Source organism: Devosia sp. (assembly GCF_014860165.1).
Lineage (GTDB): Bacteria > Pseudomonadota > Alphaproteobacteria > Rhizobiales > Devosiaceae > Devosia.
In genome coordinates this window covers 1-17,913 of the sequence record NZ_JACZKG010000049.1, presented here as the reverse complement: position 1 = coordinate 17,913, position 17,913 = coordinate 1, and the positions used below count along the sequence as shown (strand labels likewise).

Annotated in this window: 15 protein-coding genes and 2 pseudogenes; 5 read left to right on the top strand and 12 right to left on the bottom strand. The window is 60.9% G+C overall.

The genetic code is table 11. The features are described from left to right. Positions 1-22 precede the first annotated feature (22 nt). The 3 genes and pseudogenes from IH615_RS11800 (at position 23) to nuoB (ending at position 3,507) form a co-directional block, all read left to right on the top strand. A pseudogene (locus tag IH615_RS11800) lies at positions 23-1,447 on the top strand (hydrogenase 4 subunit F). A gap of 17 nt (positions 1,448-1,464) precedes the next feature. Next, positions 1,465-2,979 (top strand): NADH-quinone oxidoreductase subunit C, encoded by a 1,515-nt coding sequence (locus tag IH615_RS11795; protein ID WP_291362072.1) that lies wholly within the window; start codon positions 1,465-1,467, stop codon positions 2,977-2,979. Positions 2,980-2,988: 9 nt separating this feature from the next. Continuing rightward, on the top strand, positions 2,989-3,507 hold the full coding sequence (gene nuoB, locus IH615_RS11790; RefSeq protein ID WP_291362071.1) for an NADH-quinone oxidoreductase subunit NuoB: 519 nt from the start codon (positions 2,989-2,991) through the stop codon (positions 3,505-3,507). Between the two features lie 489 nt (positions 3,508-3,996). Here nuoB and IH615_RS11785 read toward each other — a convergent pair whose 3' ends face one another. The 6 genes from IH615_RS11785 to IH615_RS11760 form a co-directional block, all read right to left on the bottom strand. Further along, entirely contained in the window at positions 3,997-4,836 is an 840-nt protein-coding gene (locus tag IH615_RS11785) for an alpha/beta hydrolase (RefSeq protein ID WP_291362070.1), read from the bottom strand. After that, positions 4,833-5,951 carry a branched-chain amino acid ABC transporter permease gene (locus tag IH615_RS11780; RefSeq protein WP_291362069.1) on the bottom strand — a complete coding sequence of 373 codons (1,119 nt, stop codon included), beginning with the start codon at positions 5,949-5,951 and terminating at the stop codon, positions 4,833-4,835. The genes IH615_RS11785 and IH615_RS11780 overlap by 4 nt, the downstream gene beginning before the upstream one ends. A gap of 13 nt (positions 5,952-5,964) precedes the next feature. Continuing rightward, the gene (locus IH615_RS11775) at positions 5,965-6,984 is read right to left on the bottom strand and encodes a branched-chain amino acid ABC transporter permease (RefSeq protein ID WP_291362068.1); all 1,020 of its coding nucleotides are present in this window, start codon (positions 6,982-6,984) and stop codon (positions 5,965-5,967) included. A 7-nt stretch (positions 6,985-6,991) separates the two neighbouring features. Then, on the bottom strand, positions 6,992-7,708 hold the full coding sequence (locus IH615_RS11770) for an ABC transporter ATP-binding protein (RefSeq protein ID WP_291362067.1): 717 nt from the start codon (positions 7,706-7,708) through the stop codon (positions 6,992-6,994). Continuing rightward, the gene (locus tag IH615_RS11765; RefSeq protein ID WP_291362066.1) at positions 7,708-8,478 is read right to left on the bottom strand and encodes an ABC transporter ATP-binding protein; all 771 of its coding nucleotides are present in this window, start codon (positions 8,476-8,478) and stop codon (positions 7,708-7,710) included. The genes IH615_RS11770 and IH615_RS11765 overlap by 1 nt, the downstream gene beginning before the upstream one ends. Positions 8,479-8,557: 79 nt before the next feature. Continuing rightward, positions 8,558-9,748 (bottom strand): substrate-binding domain-containing protein, encoded by a 1,191-nt coding sequence (locus tag IH615_RS11760; RefSeq protein WP_291362065.1) that lies wholly within the window; start codon positions 9,746-9,748, stop codon positions 8,558-8,560. Between the two features lie 225 nt (positions 9,749-9,973). Between IH615_RS11760 and IH615_RS11755 the strand changes: the two genes are divergently transcribed. Then, complete coding sequence (locus IH615_RS11755) at positions 9,974-10,531, top strand: PAS and helix-turn-helix domain-containing protein (RefSeq protein WP_291362064.1); 558 nt, start codon at positions 9,974-9,976, stop codon at positions 10,529-10,531. Positions 10,532-10,859: 328 nt separating this feature from the next. Here the strand turns inward: IH615_RS11755 and IH615_RS11750 are convergent, their stop codons facing one another. From IH615_RS11750 to IH615_RS11730, 5 genes and pseudogenes are all read right to left on the bottom strand, one after another. Continuing rightward, positions 10,860-13,292: an AAA family ATPase gene (locus IH615_RS11750; protein ID WP_291362063.1), complete on the bottom strand. Its 2,433-nt coding sequence runs from the start codon at positions 13,290-13,292 to the stop codon at positions 10,860-10,862. Further along, entirely contained in the window at positions 13,267-13,482 is a 216-nt protein-coding gene (locus tag IH615_RS11745; protein WP_291362062.1) for a hypothetical protein, read from the bottom strand. Before IH615_RS11745 ends, IH615_RS11750 begins: the two co-directional genes overlap by 26 nt. Before the next feature lie 147 nt (positions 13,483-13,629). After that, positions 13,630-14,325 (bottom strand): hypothetical protein, encoded by a 696-nt coding sequence (locus IH615_RS11740; protein WP_291362061.1) that lies wholly within the window; start codon positions 14,323-14,325, stop codon positions 13,630-13,632. 495 nt (positions 14,326-14,820) lie between these two features. Beyond that, positions 14,821-15,750: a DUF5655 domain-containing protein gene (locus tag IH615_RS11735; RefSeq protein ID WP_291362060.1), complete on the bottom strand. Its 930-nt coding sequence runs from the start codon at positions 15,748-15,750 to the stop codon at positions 14,821-14,823. A gap of 6 nt (positions 15,751-15,756) precedes the next feature. Next, positions 15,757-15,954, bottom strand: a pseudogene (locus IH615_RS11730) (M48 family metallopeptidase); the annotation flags it as partial. Positions 15,955-16,311: 357 nt separating this feature from the next. Between IH615_RS11730 and IH615_RS11725 the strand changes: the two are divergent. After that, positions 16,312-16,482, top strand: coding sequence for a DUF1508 domain-containing protein (locus IH615_RS11725; protein ID WP_291362059.1), 171 nt, complete (start codon positions 16,312-16,314; stop codon positions 16,480-16,482). A gap of 253 nt (positions 16,483-16,735) precedes the next feature. Here IH615_RS11725 and IH615_RS11720 read toward each other — a convergent pair whose 3' ends face one another. Beyond that, a complete protein-coding gene (locus IH615_RS11720) occupies positions 16,736-17,629 on the bottom strand; it encodes a zincin-like metallopeptidase domain-containing protein (protein WP_291362058.1) in 894 nt (297 codons plus the stop codon). Positions 17,630-17,913 lie beyond the last annotated feature (284 nt).

The following is a 17,913-nucleotide window of genomic DNA, read 5'->3' as shown; positions in this document are numbered from 1 at the left end:
CCCGCTCGCGTTCGACCCGGTGATGGCGGTGCTGCTTGTTCCGCTGGGCGCAGCGGCGCTGATGGCGCTGCTACCCAATTACTGACTGACCGCGCGGCTCAATGTGGCTGCCGGTCTCCTGACCCTGTTGGCCGCGTTGTCGCTGTTCGTCACCAGTCGGCCGGATCCGGGAACGTATTTCTTCATCGACGATCTGAACATCGCCTTCATCGTCCTCAATACCTTCGTGGGGTTCACCACCAGCGTATTCAGCGCCAGCTACATCGCGCACGAATTGGAGACCGGGCGGCTCAACAGCGCCAACATCAGGTTCTATCACGCGATGTATCAGGTGATGATGTTCGGCATGAACCTGGCCTTCGTCTCCAACAATGTCGGCCTGATGTGGGTGGCTGTTGAGCTGGCCACGCTGACCACCGTGCTGATGGTCGGCATCTATCGCACCAGCGAAGCGCTTGAGGCGGCGTGGAAATACTTCATCCTCGGCAGCGTCGGCATCGCGTTCGCGCTGTTTGGCACCATCCTCGTCTACATGGTGGCGCAGCCACTGATCGGGGAAGGTCAGGACGCCATGGTGTGGACGATCCTTGTCGAACACGCTCCGGACTTCGACCCGGCGCTGCTCAATGTCGCGTTTGTGTTCCTGCTACTCGGCTATGGCACCAAGGTGGGCCTCGCACCCCTGCACGCCTGGCTACCCGATGCCCACGCAGAAGGTCCGACGCCGATCTCGGCGGTACTCTCCGGGCTGCTTCTAAACGTTGCCCTCTATGCGGTGCTACGCTTCAAGATACTGCTCGCCGCCAATCCGGGGGCGATTGCGCCTGGCCCGCTGATGATGACCATGGGCCTGGTGTCGCTGATCTTCGCGGCCTTCATGCTGTATGGTCGTCGCGACATCAAACGCCTGTTTGCCTATTCGTCTATCGAGCATATGGGTATCATCGTCTTTGCCTTCGGCCTTGGCGGCCCACTCGCCAACTTCGCGGGCCTGTTGCACATGGTCATGCACAGCCTTACCAAGTCGGCGATATTTTTCGCGGTCGGGCACATTTCTCAGGTCAAGGGCACGCAGAAACTCGCCGAGATCCGCGGCCTCACCGTTACTCATCCCGGTCTGGGCTGGGGGTTGGTCGTTGGTGTGGCAGCCATCATCGGCGTGCCGCCGTTCGGCATCTTCATGAGCGAGTTCCTGGTGGTGTCCTCGACGTTCGCCCTGCAGCCACTACTCGCGGTTCCTCTGGCCTTTGGACTGCTTGTTGCGTTCGGGGCGCTGCTGCTCCGTCTCACAGAAGTGGCGTTTGGCGAGCCGATGGGAAGCCTTGCGCCCGTCAAGGCATCCTATGCCCCAATGTTCATCCATCTCGCCCTGGTGTTGACGGCGGGGGTCTACCTGCCGCCACCGCTGGTATCGTGGTTTCAGCACATCGCAATTCTTCTCGGTTGAACGCAGGAGGAGCCCAAATGTCAGGCTTGGCCGATCTCGTCGCTGAGGGGATGTTGGTCCCATATCACGCTCCCTGGCCGCGATGCACTGTCCAGTCGTCCACGTGGCAGCGTGCCATCGCTGGGCTGGTAAGCGTGAAAATGACCCTGCTCGGCCTTTGGGGCGAAACCGAGTGCGTGCACATGGCCGTGATCGAGGCAGCGACCAACACCGTCGCCATCCTCAGCCTGCCATGTCCGGACGGCGTCTACCCATCGGTCGGCCAGGCACATCCTCCCGCCATTCGGCTTGAGAGGGCAATACTGGACCTTTTCGGCCTGGTGCCCGTCGGGCTTCCGGACCAGCGCCCCTGGCTCGATCATGGATGCTGGCCCGAGAGCTTTCCCCTCAATCCCCCCCGGACTGCAAGGCGAGATTCCGAGCTCTACACGTTCCTGCCGGTCGAGGGCGGGGGCCTGCATCAGATCGCCGTGGGCCCGGTGCATGCCGGCATTATCGAGCCCGGTCACTTCCGATTCACCGCGAACGGCGAAGCGGTGGTGCGGCTCGAGGAGCGGCTGGGCTACGCTCACAAAGGCATCGAGTCCCTGATGGCCGGCGCCGACCTGGCAGGGGCCGCAAAGCTGGCCGGCCGCGTCTCCGGAGACAGTACGGTTGCTTACGGATGGGCGTTCGCCATGGCCGCGGAGTCGGCGCTGCAACTCGAGATTCCGGCCCGGGCGATCTGGCTGCGGGCGCTCATGGCGGAGCTGGAGCGCCTAGCCAACCATCTCGGTGATATCGGCGCCATCTGCAATGATGCCGCTTTCCCCCTCCTGCATGCGCACTTTGGTGCCTTGCGCGAAAGGGTCTTGCGCGCAGCTGTTACTGCCTTCGGTCATCGCCTGATGCGAGACTGCATCGTCCCGGGGGGTGTTTCCATTGACCCCGGCCCCGACGGGGTGGAGGCAATCACGGCGCTCATCGCCAGCATCGGCGAACAGTTGCCTCGGCTAGTCGAAACCTACGACAATACCGCGTCCTTGCAGGATCGGACGGTTTCGACCGGGGTGCTGAAGCCTGCTTTGGCAACGCAGTACGGCGCCGGCGGCTACATCGGCCGGGCATCGGGGCGGAGCTTTGACACGCGGCGTACGCAACCCTATGCGCCCTACGACCAGCTCGCTTTCGAAGTGCCGGTGCTGAGCGAAGGCGACGTGGACGCTAGAGTCTGGATTCGCATACGGGAAGTCGAGCAGAGCCTCTCGCTGGTCAAGCAGATGCTCTCGGCGCTGCCGGGGGGCGCGCTGGTCGGCAGCTTTGCCGACAGGACCGAGCCTTGCGAAGGTGCAGCCCTGGTGGAAGGTTTTCGCGGCGATATCCTCGTCTGGCTGCGGCTCGGCGGCGACGGGAAGGTGGAACGCTGCCACCTGCGAGACCCCAGCTGGTTCCAGTGGCCGCTACTGGAGGCAGCGATCGAAAACAACATCGTCGCCGATTTTCCGCTTTGCAATAAATCGTTCAATTGCTCGTATTCCGGGCACGACCTCTAGAGTAACGTGATGCGCAGACTGCTTCTGGACGGCATACTGCAAGCCCCTCTTACCGAGCGGCCGCCGATGCCCGAGGATTGGGCAATCGCCGAGCTGGCGGCGGCAATCGACCGTGCCGCCCGCCAGCGGCTCGGACGGAGCCTGTCGATAAGGACAGTCGATGCCGGATCGTGCAACGGCTGCGAACTTGAGCTTAATGCCCTCAACAACGTCTTTTACGATATCGAGCGCTTCGGTGTCCGCTTTGTTGCCTCTCCGCGCCATGCCGACGTGCTGACGGTCACGGGTCCGGTCACCAAAAACATGCGCGAAGCCCTACGGCGGACTTACGAGGCGATGCCCAACCCCAAATGGGTCGTCGCTATTGGCGACTGCGCCCGGGACGGCGGTTGCTTTGCTGGCAGCTATGCTGTGCTTGACGGAGCACACAGCGTCGTCCCCGTCGACCTCCACATTCCGGGGTGCCCGCCCTCACCGAGGGAGATACTCATGGGTCTGCTTGCGCTGATCGAGCAGGTCAATTCATAGTGTTTTTGATGCCCATGAAGAGCCGAGAATTGCTACCGTCGCTCCCGCAACGGTAATCCAGGTCGTGCTTTCCATCGTCGGAAGGGGCTTAGGTCCACCATTTCGACGAGACAAATGGACATCAGCGCGACACGCGTTTAGGGCTGTAACCGAGCCGAGCCTCGGTTTATGCAATGTGATCGGACCGCCCGCAATCCACGCCACGAGGACATTGCGGTGGCCCGGGCGGGCCGGCTGCTTTTGGGATATCGCCAAAGCGCTCGAACGACCGGAATGGGGCGCGTTCCCGTCCGGCGGGTTCCGACCCCTTTGTCGCCGTTCCAGCTACTCGGGCCGCAGCCCAAAACCTGCCGTTCTTTAGCTCCCGCCCAACGGCAGAGCCGGGGCCGCAAGGGGACTGACGGCTTCTGGCGTCCGCGACGCGAGAAGCAGACGTTCAGGACAGGCGTCTGCGGCGCGGTCGGGCGCCATTGGGCACTCGGCGGCGCGTTAGTCCGCAAGGAAATCCCGCAACAGGCCAATTTGCCACTCGTCGGCCAAGGTGGGGGCGTGGCCGCAGTCGGGCACGGTGACCAGCGGCGGGCAAGGTCCACGCATGCGCATGGCGCTGGCAATCGTGGGCGGGAGCACATCGGAATGCTCGCCGCGGATCAGCAGCGTTTTTGCCGAGACCGCATCGTAAGCCGTCCAGACGTCGAGATCGGCCTTGTTCTCACCCATCTGCGAGACGATTGCCGGGTCGTAATGCACCGTCAGCCTGCCCGAGCCGGTGCGTCGCACCGACGTATCGGTCATTCGGCGCCAGAAACGATCGGAATTGGTGCCAAAGGGGGCGTAGGTGCGGCGCAACCAGGCCTCATACTCGCTGACCGTATCGAAGACGGGTGGACTGCCGACATAGTCGGCGATGCGGCGGGCGCTGTCGGCCGGAATGTCAGGCCCCACATCATTGATGATCAGATGGCTGATGCTGTCGCGCAAGGAACCCGCAGCCAGGGTGATGCCGAGCAGACCACCCATCGAGGTGCCAATCCAGCCACACCGACCGATGCCATAGTGGTCCAGCATGGCCGTTGCCATGTCGCCATAGGTGGCAAAAGTGTAGTCTGCGGCGCCCCGCGGCGCCCAGGCCGACAGGCCCCGTCCAAGCGTATCAGGGCAGAGGATGAAATAGCGGTCGGACAAGGCGGCCGCCGCCTCGTCGAAGTCCCGGCCGGTCCGGGCGAGGCCATGCCACATGACCAGCGCAGGATTACCTCTGTCGCCCCATTCGGTGACGTGCATCTCGAATCCTGCCGCATCGAGATAGGTGGAGCGCGGCTGGCTCATCTCCGCACTCCCTTGCCCATGAGCGTGCCGGCAATGCCCGCCGGGAAGAAGTAGACCAGGAGAATGAAGCACAGGCCCAGCCAGAGCAGCCAGCGCTCGGGATTGAGCAGGTCGGGCACGATGGGGAGGGCCGACGACGCTTCGGCGCCGAGGGCCATCAGGTCCTTGAGATAATATTGGGCCAGCGTCATCAGTACGACGCCGATCACCGCCCCCCACATGGTGCCCATGCCCCCGATCACCACCATGAGCAGGATGTCGATCATGATGTCGAAGGACAGCACGACCTCCGGCCCGGTATATTTGAGCCAGACCGCTCGCAGGATGCCGGCGCAGGCGGCGACGCCGGCGGCGATGCAGAAGATTGCGGTGCGATAGACTACTACCCGATAGCCGATGGCCTCGGCGCGCATCTCGTTCTCGCGGATGGCCTGCAGCACCGAACCGAGCGGCGAGGCGACGATGCGCAACATTCCTAGGAACAGCACGAGGGCGGAGATGAAGACGAAATAGTAGAGCGCCAGCTTCCCATTGAGGGCAACGCCAAACAGCCTCAAGGCCTTGCCGTCTGCGTCCGCAAGAAGTTCGGTGGCAGGCGCGAACAATTTCGGGATCGAATAGGTGATGCCGTCCTCACCCCCGGTGAAATCGGACAACTGACTGGCCAGCACCATCATCACCGAAGCGGCAGCGAGCGTCACCATGGCAAAGAAGATCGCCTTCACCCGCAAGGAGAGGAGGCCGATGAGCAGCGCCAGCACCAAAGCCGCAACGATACCGATGCCGCCGCCAAGCAGGATCGCTTCGAAGCCCGGTCCCATGGTCTTGATCGCGATTGCTGTACCATAGGCGCCCAGCCCGAAGAACATGGTGTGTGCGAAGGAGACAATCCCGGTATAGCCGATCAGCAGGTCATAGCTAGCCACCAGCACGATGAAGACGCAGATGCGGGCCGCAACCTCCTGGCTGCGCACATCGGGGAACAGGAATGGCGCCAGCGCCAGGGCCAGGCCAATCAGGGCCACCAAGCCATAGACGGTCACGCGTCCGGCAAAGGTGCGACCCGCCTTTGAGTTGGGGACGGCAGCGCCGATGGCGGAAGTGGTCTGTGCCATGTTCACCTCGGCCTCACCGCTTGACCGCGGGCAACAGCCCATAGGGCCGCCAGAGCAGGATCGCCATCATCAGCAGCATGTTGGAGGCCAGCGCCATCTTGGGGACGAGAAAGGCGACATAGTTGGCCATCAGGCCCACCAGGATCGCGCCCAGCAGCGATCCCTGGATCGAGCCCAGCCCCCCGATGATGACGACGATGAAGACAAGGATCATCATTTCCGACCCCAGCGCTGCGGTGATCAGCCCCTGGTAGCCCGCCCACATGGCCCCGCCCATGGCCGCCAGCGCTGAACCGGCCATGAAGACCAGGATGAACAGCCGGTCGATGCGGAAACCCAGCGCCTCGACCATTTCGCGGTTTTCCACCCCGGCGCGGATGAGCAGGCCCAGCCGTGTGCGGTTGAGCACCAGATAGAGCGCGACATAGACGGCCAGCCCCAGCGCAAAGGCAAAGATGCGGTAGATTTCGACCGACACCCCGCCCAGCACCAGCGAGCCCGTGAGCACCGCCGGGCGCGGCACGGGTATCGGCGCGCCGCCCCAGATCAGCAGCACCAGTTCCTCGGCCACGATCAGTGCACCGACGGTGATCAGGATCTGCCGCAAATGGTCCTGATAGACGGGCCGGATGACGACGCGTTCGAAGAACCAGCCGGCAAGGCCGCCGAAGATGGTGGCTGCGGCAATGGCCAGCAGCAGGCCGGCAAGGTTGAGCGCCGGATTGCCGCCCGTTACCCAGAAGCCCAGCCAGCCCAGGACGGTCGCGCCAATGAAGGCCCCGGCTGTGACGAAGGCGGAATGGCCAAAATTCAGCACATCCATGAGCCCGAAGATCAGCGAGAGGCCGGAGGCCATCAGGAAAATCATCATGCCCATGGCAAGGCCCGCTATGGTCAGCGTCGCCCAGGTCGAGGGCTGGCCAATGAGCAGCAGAGCAATCACGGCGAGCTCCACGGGCAGTAGCAGCACCCCGCCAAAGCGGTCGATGCCTGTCGTCAATCTGGTGCGAAACGAAGCGGTGGTGTCGGTCATCATGTCCTCAATGCGCTTCCAGAGACAGGCTGAGAAAGCGGCTCTGCAGGCCCGCATCGGATGCGAGTTCGGCCATGGTACCGCTGTGGACGATGCGGCCGTCATCAATGACGGCGACACTCTGCCCCAGCGCCTTGGCAAAGTAGAAATTCTGCTCAACGAGCAGGATCGTGGTTTCCTCGGCGATCTCGCGGAAGGCGGTGATCATGTTGCGGATGATGGCTGGCGCCAGGCCCTTGGTCGGCTCGTCGACCAGGATGAGATCGCGGCGCTCGATGATGGCACGTGACACCGCTAGCATCTGCTTCTGCCCGCCCGAGAGGGCGTGGGCCGGCTTGGTCCAGAACTGCGCCATTGCCGGGAAGATGCCATGCACGCGATTGAGACGCTGCGTGTCAAAGCTGCCGTCCTTGGTGGCCAGCCGCATGTTTTCTTCGACGGTCAGCCCACCGAAAATGCCCATATTCTCGGGCACGAATGCGATGCCGCGCTGCGCAATGTCCGGGGTCGAGAGCCGGGTAATGTCATCGCCGCGAAACCGCACGCTGCCGCTCCGCGCCTTCCACAATCCCATGATGGTACGCAGCGTCGTGGTTTTGCCCGCCCCATTGCGCCCCAGGATCACATGCACGCCGCCCTGGGGAATGGCCAGGCTGACGCCATGCAGGATTTGGTATTGCGCGATATCGGTGTGGACATCGTCCAGTTGCAGCACCGGGGCCATCACGCCACCTCCTCGGCGCCGACGCCGAGATAGATTTCGCGCACCAGATCGAGCGCCATCACCTCGCCCGGATCGCCATCGGCGACCAGTTCGCCATTGTGCAGCACCACGATGCGGTCGGCCAGCGCCCGCACTACATCCATCTTGTGCTCGACCAGAAGAATGGTGCGCGATGTGTCCGCCTTGATCCGGGCGATGAGGTCGAGAATGATCGGCGCTTCGTCCACCGACATGCCCGCCGTCGGCTCGTCGAACATGAAGATATCCGGCTCCATGGCCAAGAGCATGGCCACTTCCAGCTTGCGCTGGTCGCCATGCGGCAGCGCCGATGCCAGCAGCGCGGCAGCCCCAGTCAAGTTGGTTTCGGCGAGATAATGCATGGCCTTGTCGGTCAATCCGGTAAGCGCGGCAGCGCGGGCAAACAGCCGCCCGCCCTGCCTGGCCCGTGACTGCACGGCCAATCGAACATTTTCGAGCACGCTGAGCTTGGGGAAGAGATTGGTGAGCTGGAAGGCCCTTCCGATACCGGCCTTGGCCCGCTCCGATGGCGCAAGCCGGGAAATGTCCCGCTCGCCCAAGAGAATACGTCCGGCGCTCGGCCGCAATTGGCCCGAGACCAGGTTGAACCAGGTGGTCTTGCCGGCGCCATTGGGGCCAACGATCACCGTCAGTTCGCCCGGATGAAAGGCGCAGGTGACATTATTGACCGCGGCGTGGCCGCCGAAGTGGATCGACAGGTTCTCGGTTCGGATCGATGGCGAACTGGGCATGTGTCCCCGCATGTCTGATGCGTCCGGCGAGAAGGAGGACCCCCGCCGGACGCACCGTCAAGACCGCTTGAGGCGCGGCTTATTCCTGGTTGTTGCGGCCGATCGGGATATCCATCTCGTCCGGCTGGATGACCCGCACCAATTCGGGGATGGCCCAGTCGACGCCGTCTTCGACGCGGATCTTGAAGTGGTACATGGCCTGGAGCGCCTGATGGTCTTCCGGTCGGAAGGTCATGGTCCCCTTGGGGGTCTCGAAACTCATGCCTTCCATGGTCTGGATCAGCGTCTCGGTCTCCCAGTCGGGCGCGGTTTCGAGTGCCTTCACCACCGCCATGGCCGAAGCCATGCCGCCAGCGGTGAAGAAATCGGGCGGGGTGCCGAAGCGCGCCATGTGCTCTTCGACCAGCCAGTCATTCACCTCATTGTCCGGCGCTTCGTAGTAGTAGTAGATCGCCCCTTCCATGCCCGGCACCTGCTTATAGGCGGCGAGCGCGGGCAGGATATTGCCGCCGGTGGAAAGCTCGATCTCGAAGCGCCCCGGATCGGCCGAAGCAAGCGGCGTCATGGCGTCGATGCCGGCCACGTAGATCATGATGACCTTGCGGCCCGGCTGGTCCTTGAGCGCATTGAACAAGCGTTCGATCGTGGCAGTGAAATCGGTCGTCTGCTGCGGCACGTATTCTTCGGCCACCAGATGCGCGCCGGTGCCCTCGAGCGCAGTCTTGAAGGCCGCAACGCCATCGCGGCCAAAAGCATAGTCCTGCGCCAGGGTGGCGACATAGAGGTTCTCGTCGGGCGCCAGCGCCAGCGCCTGGGCCTGCATGTCCATCGAGGAATTGCGCGAGGTCTTGAACACATAGCGGTTGGAATCGGGACCCGTAAGGCCATCGGCCACGGCCGGTTCGACCAGGAGGATGCGTTCATATTCCGCGGCCACCGGCAGCATGGAGAGCGCCACGCCCGAGGATGTGTCGCCCACCGCGATCAGCGCGTCATCATTACCATAAGCCTCGGCCAGGAGGGCGCGGGCGATGTCGGGCTTGAACTGGGTGTCCTTGATGATCAGCTCGATCGGGATGCCCTTGACTTCCATTGTGCCGCCCGTGGCGTATTCGAGGCCCAGTTCGAAGCCGGTATGGGTCTGCTTGGAATAGGCTTCGAGCGGCGACCCCGACAGGCCGTGCAGCAGCGCGATGCGGGCCGCATCCTGCGCGGCGGCGGCGCCAGTAAAGGCGGTGGAAACTGCCAAAGCGGCGAGCAAGGTCTTCATTTGTTGTCCTCCCTGGACCGGCCGGAACTGCGCAAGCGCGCCGCTCCGTGCCGAAAACTCTACGTCCGGGGAGCGCCTGCCGGGCACTGCACGGCCCATGCTCCCCCTCCCAATCAATCGCGACCCCGCATGCCCTTGTCGGGCTTATCTCTCTGGCGCAGCGCGAATTGACCGCTATTATCCCTGTGCCGCGCCCAACCGGGCAATACCGTAGAAACACACCATATGACCCTGCCGGACGATTTCAGCGCTCTTGCTTTCGAACATGCGCCGATTGGGCTGGTGGTGACGGAAAGCCGCGTGATCAAGGGCTGCAATCCAACCTTTGCGGAGATGTTCGGCTATGCGGTGGCCGACCTTCTCGAACAGTCTTTTGCCATGCTTTACCCCTCCCGCGAGGAATTCGAGCGAATTCGCGACGTCGGGGTGGAACCGCTCAGGCGCGACAACCGCTATTCGGACGAGCGTATAATGGCGCGCCGGGACGGCACTCTGTTTTGGTGCAGGGTGCGCGGTCACTCGCTGACCCGCGATGACGATCCGCTCAGGCGCGCAGTGTGGAGCTTCGCCGATCTGTCGGAGACACGGAACGTGCTCAAGCTCTCGGGTCGGGAACGGCAGATCGTCATGCATCTGGGCGAGGGGCGGACTTCCAAGGAGATTGCCCGCATGCTCGATATCTCGCCGCGCACGGTGGAGAGCTACCGAGCGCGGCTACTCAAGAAGTATAGTGCCCACAATGTGGCCGAGCTGCTATCGCATCTGAGCTCCATGCCAGCCTGATTGCGTTGTTTGGGGCCGACAGCGGTCCGTCCGCTTTTAGGCGGTTAAGTCCGTTAGCTGCCGTCAGCCCCTTTTCGCCAATCCAAGGCATGGCTGAGCTTTTGTCCAATTAGTAATCCTGACGTAACGCCAACTTCGCGTGCCAGAACCTAACAGCGCCTTCGCCGCGCCTCGCAACCCTGCATCAGCGTTTCGCCGCTGAACCACGACCGGGGACGTTATCACAATTCCCTAGCCCTGCTCGGAGGGACGACTTCTCTCTCCCCGCCAGGGCTGGAGGCGCAGCCTCCACCTGCACCGAACCTATCGTGCTGGCGCTTTGTACGAACTAAATGCCGTATGTCTTTATCAGGCCCCCGAGGCGATCGAGGTGCGGTTGAATGTTCGTCTTCACGGGCACGGCGTACCCAACCTGCGTATGATGTGCCGGGTCTGCGAACCTCATCGTGTCGCGCAACCCAACATACTCCTGTTGCGACGTTCCGGTGATCGTTCGAAACAAGTCCAGGAGATCGCTCGGGTTAGCCCTGTCGTATTTCGCTGGCGCCGGCGATCTCATTTGCTTCAGGTAGATCGCGCGAATTACCTCCTCGCCGAGCACACGGATACGGTCGATCGCGTATTCCCGATTTTTCTCGTTACCGACCATTCCGCCCTTAATCTCTGAGATCAGCATCTGCAGCCCGACCTGCTCGGTTAGCGTTGGGCCGTCTTTCTCATAGTTGTCGAGGTGGTAGACGCGGGTCGCCCGATGCTGGTTCAAATCCCTCAACCGCTCGATCACCTTTTGGGTGTGGGAGAGAACGATCACCTGTTTTCCGTGATCATCGAGCAGGTGCGGAACAATGTCTGCGATAAAGGATTCTGCGTGGCCGTCATCCATGGATTGTACCGGATCATCGAGGAGGACGAAGCCAAACGGCGTTCCAGGGCTGCAGGCTCTCATCAGGTAGGTGGCAAGCCCGAGGCAGTTGAGCTGGCATTCCGACAAATTCGCTGCTGCCGACATCTTACGGCCAAAGCTGGTCGCGTGTAGCTGCATGCTGTCATTGCCGGGCTCCATTCCGGAAAAGCCGACATCGGCGCCCACATTCAGCCGATCGTAAAAGTCCTTCACCTCCTGACCTCGTGTGTTGAGCAGCACGTTGTGCTTTCCCTGAATCTCCTTCTCAACGCTCCTTATCAGCTCAAGGGATTCAGCGAGCGTCGTTGCATAACGCGCTAGCAAATCGACCTGATCTAATTTGCGAAGCGCCTTGCCGACCGCATCGATCTTCGCAACCTCCTTGTCGCTGGATACCTTCTCAGCGATGAGCGCATCCAGCGTGTCGAAGGCCGCCCCATATGATCCAGAGCTGCGGCCACTACGCGAGGCTGCAGGTCGGATGGTGTTCCGGGCAATCTCGTGCGCGGACAGCACGGCTGAAAAGCTGCCGCCGGCATCGAGTTTTTCCAGGAATTCCGATGCATGCTTTTTCACTGACAATAGCGCGGACATTGCTCCCGCGAGTTCGCGCCTAAAGTCGGCGTGCGCCACGGAGAAAGCATCAACCGCACCATGTCCGTGGCCGAGAATTTCGCGAAGGCGTTCGTCTTCCACCATGGAGAAATCGGAGGGGATCGCAAGGGCCCTAAGGTCCGTTTCCAGCTGCGATGCCAGCGCGGCGATCGACTTAACGACGCTCCCTAAATCTTTGCGTGTTTGGATCTGGTCGGCGCCGGCTTTAATTCTGGCCGCCAACTCCTCCCTATGATGCGCACGCAGCGTTTGGGATTCGCACATCGGACATTTCTCGCCGACCGGAGCTAGCTCAATGCCTTTGATCCAGAAGTCCAGCAGCGCCGCGCTGTACCCCGCAGCAACCTGCTCAAGATAGTTTTTGGCGCCTCTCGACAGAGTGTCGAGCAGCTTCTCGAGCCTCACGGCACGAGCGATAGCAAGCCTTGCGGTCTTTCCGCCCAGCGGGCTGAACCCTTCGAGATCGAACAGTGCTTTGCTCGCGCGCTCTCGCGTCGTCCGCAGATCCTTCAAAACATCCTCGACGCTCTCGGCGGTGCTATGAGAAAGCGCCCTTGCCGCCTCTAGCAACTGCTCGGGATCGCGGGTCGCATCGACTTCGACAGGCTGTTTTTGCCACCTTTTGCTAACATCGTTTGCCTCAAGAACCGTGAGCAGGCCCGGAGCCAGCCCCGAGAGTTCCTTCCTTGCACTGGTGACGTTCGCAGGTGGCGTGCGTTGAAACGATGACCGGGCCCCTTCGAGCGACGCCTTGAATGCAGTGAGCTCATCGAGCCCAAGCGCCGCCGAGATCGCATCGCGACGATCTTTTGGCTTCGACAGAATGAAGGTCTGCAATCCGTGCTGCGCTATGACCGGATACACGGCCTCGATCGGCTTGTGACCCAGCACGGCGAAGGAAGACTCGACGCCATCGACAGACGTCACCGAAGTCTCCCCCGGACCAAGGCGGCGGCTCAACACGTGCTGCGTACCTGCGATCTCCACCGTGGCTATGACTTCGACCGGTGTGCGTCCATGAACATTGGCGTACGAATTGGCATACTCGGGACGGCTGAATTGCTCTCCCCGTTTGCGACGTTTTGTGACACCGTAAAACAGCCACTCGACGGCTTCTGAAATCGAGGTTTTACCAAAGCCGTTTGGGCCGAACATCAAGATCAAATCGCCACCGAACTTTATGGTTTCGGCGGAAGGCCCGAATCCGCGAAAGTTCCTAACTGTCAGATCGAGGAAGCGCACTAGGGATCTCCTCCTTTATCAGCGTTTCCTCCAAGATGGCCCTCAGACCGGTGGCGTAATCGACCGCCCCTTTTTCAGGGTCCTTAGCCATCTCGATAAAGGCGTCGACCAGCTTCTGGTGCAGCGGCCCCTTAGCAGCCTTCCGGACTTCCTCGAGATGAAGGAGGTTGCTGCTGTTTTCGCTTTTCATGTTCGCCCTAAGCCTCCTTCAGGCCGCGTAGCAAAGTCACAAGCTCGTGCATTTCGGTGTAGCCTTCTCAAGAGAAAGTGCCCTGCAGGCTAACTTTACCGGGTCACTCGTCGTTTGTTCTATTATCCGCGTGACACGATTGAGAATCTAAGCCCTCTCGATCCAAAGTGGATACCCGATCACGCACAAGACGTAGCCATCCGGATGATCCAAATCGGTCGATGAAGCCCTGAATTTGTAGACTGTCCTGATGTTTTGGGTCGGGCCCACATGTGCCCCGACCTTTGTGAAGAACCCTATCGGATCGCGAATAAAGGCAAGCTTGCCGGTTTCTGGTTCATCCCAGAGGTCTCGAAGAGGTTCCTTGTTCCCTCGCTCAAGCTCCTCAGACAGCAGATATAGACCGCTATATCCAGAATACCGGGATGGCGGACCTTCGTGGTTCCCCCGCTGGGTGTAGTCCTCAATGAAATACGTGACCTGGAAATCATTATGAGACACGGTCGGCGCCTTCGCGGGCTTAGACATCCAGATCGCGATATTATGCTTTGGAATGAAAAAGCGCCGTGCACTGAACGTGTCATCCACAAACGCTAATTCGCGCTGTCTGCCACATGGCCGACCCTGCACTAAGTCCTTGTCCACAAGGAACTGCGTTACCTCCTCAACCTTCTCGTGCTTGGTCAGTGGCCTAGCATGGCCGGTTTGTTTCCCCTCCCCATTGGGACCTGCCAGGCTGAGGCTAGCCGTCCATTCCGCAAATTTATCAAACGTCACCGGCGACGCGAATTGCTCTATGTACGAGTCCAGGCGCCTGTCATCATAGTATAGATAGTCAACCAAGCCCACGTTCTGCCCCTCCGTTTCGTCCGGCCACGCTATACCAATTTGGTCGCTGTTTCCGTGGCCGTTTTGAATGCACGTCCACAAGTGGATCGGCTTAGTCACCGCAATGGGGCGCGTCGCTGACGGCAAATATGCACGTTCTCAAAAGCTGCCAACACTAACACGTAGTGCCTTTGACTAGTCCTCCAGGCTAGCGAGGAAATCGATCTGTACCTGCAGAACGTATCGCCCGGTCTCGCATTCACAGCCAGGCGGCGGAAAAATAGGGGCATCGGCGCCGCGGACGATCTTTCCCTCTAAGGTCCGTCCAAACCGCTTATATCGGTCTGGTTCCAGCTTCGAGACCTGGTGAGCCCACCAGTATTTTCAATAGGTTAGCTGTATATCTGTTGGCGCCTTTCGTAGAGGCCCGGTTTAAGGCCCGGTGATACCACGGTCGGCCAGTCGGTTGTGTGCACTGCGCTGCAGGCTATTGACATGACCCCCAGCATTTCACGCGCCATCATAGCTGCGGTCCATCAGTGGCTTGGCTTTGTCCAGCTTGGCGACATCAGTGATGATGATTTCGAGGTCGCCAGTGCCGAAATGGCCGATGTTGCGCACGTCGCGGGTGAAACCGGGCTCAAGTTCGATGGTGTCTGGATCGACCTTCAGGAAAACCTTGAGGTGCCTGATCTGCGGTTTAACCTCGACGCACGCGAAGTTCTTTAGGCGGCGGAAGGCGACGTAGTTGTCCAGGGTCTTCAGCTCGACATCATCGCCCAGCGCTAACAGGTACGCCTTCGTCGCCTCGTAGAGGTCCACAAGGTCCTGGTCCGCGTCCGCGAGATATTGCGTAACCGTCTTCTGGCGGGACCGTGGTCGCGCCGCCGCAGGCTCGCCTAGAGCGTCGGTGCTGGCGGGAATTTCGCGAGTGGGGCGCTCCGATGCCGATGTCAACAGTTCGAAAAGCAACAGTTCTTCGCCAAATCGGCGATAGCGAACCAGCGCGATGTTCCGATTCATCTGGTTGACCGCATGAGCATCGTACTTGGTGAAGTCGCCGGCTATGCAGACCAGCCGAGGGGTTCCCCAATCAACCGCCTTTGCCTGTTCGGCACCAAAGCGCTCCAGAACAAGCCATTCGAAATCACGGCGGTGGTCCATGAGCCAGTCAAGATAGAACAAGCCTTGGTTGATGACGTTCTCGTTGCTCGCCCGCTTGTACTCGACGATAACTGGCGAACCGTTTTCGTCGATGCCGAGCGAGTCCATTCGCCCACCGTTCGTCGTAGGAAACTCGGATGCGAGAAACCGCACGCCCAGGAACGCTTCCATGTTTCGTTCAATGAGGGTTTGTAGCGACTTTTCTAGTGCAACCGCGCTGCCGCGAAGCTCAGTGACAGCAGCGCTTTCCGTGCGGAATAATTTGATATCGCTCATACAAAATCACCAAATGTACTGGTGCCCCATTCGATCAAGTCTTCTTAGGCGGTCCTCGTAGTCCGGCATGATCGTTTCTAACGACCGCCAAAATCGCCGTGAATGATTGTGCTGAAGAACGTGACAAGCCTCGTGGGCAATAACGTAGTCGACCAATGGCATTGGTGCCATGACCAAGCGCCAGTTCAGGCGAATGCGTCCACGACGAGCGCGACGTTGCGCTTATTCGGGGCATGATCGAGCGGGGCGACCGCCACCACGATATTGCAGCGTTCTTCGGTCTCAATCAGGGCCGTATCGCTGAAATCAAGGATGGGACGCGGTTTCCGCAAGTCCCGCCGGCGAGTCCCGACGAACTGCCGCCTAAGGGGCCGTATCTGACCCCGAAGGTGAAATGGATGGAAAACCGACTGGTCTCGTAAACCAGCCGATTTCCGAATACCTGGGCCGAAGCCCGCTAGGCATGTCTTGAACAACATCACCCTAGCCGGCCCCTCCTTAAAAATCAATGACCCGGCGCTTCGGACGGGTCTCACTTTCGGCCCAAGGAGGGCCAACAATATGTTCGAAATCCTCCGCGCCAATGCAGGCGGGTACTTCTGGCGTCTTAAGGCTGCCAACGGTGAAACCCTCTGCCATTCTGAAGTCTACACGTCCAAGCAGTCCGCACAGGCGGGTGTAGACGCAACGAAGAGGGTAGCTCCACTCGCGCCGGTTTACGACCGGACCTAAGGCGCCCACGCTCAACGTGAACGGGCCTTGCAGTGACAACTGCAGGGCCTGTTTCTTTCTGCCCTGTCGAAGCTATATTGATCTGCGGGGCAAGTGCAGATCCTCGGCGCATGAGCGATTTCGCGAGGCTGTGTGCAGCTGCCGCCAAAGCGAGCGGATAGCGGATAGCGGCTGGCATTCGCTGGCTTCTGCCAGCCTTCGGCGCCTGCCCTTGGCAGGCGCCGCATTTTTTGTGGCCATTGGAGGGCTCCGCCTAGGCCGTAGCCTCCTTGGTCTGTTGCAACCCATGCAAATAGTCAGCGGCCTTCTGGGCATAAGACGCGGCCGTGAAGATCGCTCGCTTATCGTCTTTCAACACCTTCAACCAGCTTCCGATATATGCTGCGTGGTCCTTGCGAACCGTGGGGGCGATCTGCAAATCCGCGCAAAGGAATGCGGCGCCCAGTTCCGCCACCAGTTCCTCGGCGGCGTAACCTTCGTCGCCCCACCGCTCTCGGCCGAAACTGCGATCCAACCGCGACTTGTGGCGCGTCCAGTGGGTCAGCTCGTGCAATAGGGTGGCATAGTATCCTTCAGGCTCACGGAACGCGTCGAAGGCTGGCATCTGCACCAGGTCACGTTCGGGGCTATAGAACGCCATTGCCCCGTCATTTCTGACTTCGGCACCGGCGGCAGCGATAAACTTGTCCACCTGCTCGATGCGCTGGGCGGGGTTCAACATCGCTACCGGCGGCTTGATGTATTTTGCCGGCAATCCCTCGATCTGGTCGGCATTGAAAACCGAATAGGACTTGAGGAACGGAATCCCCCGCTCGCTCTCTTCCCCAGTCTGCTCGTTCATTTTCGTTCGGGTCAGGGTCCCGGCATAGACCACCAAGGTTCCCCGTTCGCCCTTTCTAACATTTCCACCTATGTCCTGGGCTTGCTTGAAACTCATCCACGTTGGCGACGAGAAACCGTTTTCCGCCGCAGCTCCCCAAAGCACGAGCACGTTAATCCCACGATAGGCTTCGCCATTGGCGCGCAGCGGCCGATTGAGCTGGCCGCCTTCCCCACCGACGATCCACGGTTGCATCCACGTCCGAATGCCAAACTCCAGGTCCTTGATGATGGTATCCGTCACGGCCTGGTAAAGCTCCTTCTTCACGTCAATCTCCTAGCTTGCGGGTTCGCATGAACCCGGGCTAGCTCCCGGCAATGAGGGGGTTGAAGCCGTCCAGCACCGGCCCCGGCGGAGGGGGATCACCCGGCCTGCACGACAAAGGGGAGGAAGGCTGGGGATACCGCCGGGGCCGCGCCCCTAGGGCGTCCAGTGCTTGACGGAAGAAGGGGCGAAGCCCCAACGACGAAACGAAGAGATCGCCACGGCGGCAGCGAATTGAATGAGCGGTTCGACGCTCATGGCACGACTGGGGCAGCGACCGGCGCGAC

Excerpts from the sequence above, each read along its gene's own strand:
- IH615_RS11770 (WP_291362067.1), bottom strand. The coding sequence starts at position 7,708 with ATGGCCCCGGTGCTGCAACTGGACGATGTCCACACCGATATCGCGCAA.
- IH615_RS11795 (WP_291362072.1), top strand. The coding sequence starts at position 1,465 with ATGTCAGGCTTGGCCGATCTCGTCGCTGAGGGGATGTTGGTCCCATAT.
- IH615_RS11725 (WP_291362059.1), top strand. The coding sequence starts at position 16,312 with ATGTTCGAAATCCTCCGCGCCAATGCAGGCGGGTACTTCTGGCGTCTT.
- IH615_RS11775 (WP_291362068.1), bottom strand. The coding sequence starts at position 6,984 with ATGACCGACACCACCGCTTCGTTTCGCACCAGATTGACGACAGGCATC.
- IH615_RS11785 (WP_291362070.1), bottom strand. The coding sequence starts at position 4,836 with ATGAGCCAGCCGCGCTCCACCTATCTCGATGCGGCAGGATTCGAGATG.
- IH615_RS11765 (WP_291362066.1), bottom strand. The coding sequence starts at position 8,478 with ATGCCCAGTTCGCCATCGATCCGAACCGAGAACCTGTCGATCCACTTC.
- IH615_RS11780 (WP_291362069.1), bottom strand. The coding sequence starts at position 5,951 with ATGGCACAGACCACTTCCGCCATCGGCGCTGCCGTCCCCAACTCAAAG.
- IH615_RS11735 (WP_291362060.1), bottom strand. The coding sequence starts at position 15,750 with ATGAGCGATATCAAATTATTCCGCACGGAAAGCGCTGCTGTCACTGAG.
- nuoB (WP_291362071.1), top strand. The coding sequence starts at position 2,989 with ATGCGCAGACTGCTTCTGGACGGCATACTGCAAGCCCCTCTTACCGAG.
- IH615_RS11755 (WP_291362064.1), top strand. The coding sequence starts at position 9,974 with ATGACCCTGCCGGACGATTTCAGCGCTCTTGCTTTCGAACATGCGCCG.
- IH615_RS11760 (WP_291362065.1), bottom strand. The coding sequence starts at position 9,748 with ATGAAGACCTTGCTCGCCGCTTTGGCAGTTTCCACCGCCTTTACTGGC.
- IH615_RS11745 (WP_291362062.1), bottom strand. The coding sequence starts at position 13,482 with ATGAAAAGCGAAAACAGCAGCAACCTCCTTCATCTCGAGGAAGTCCGG.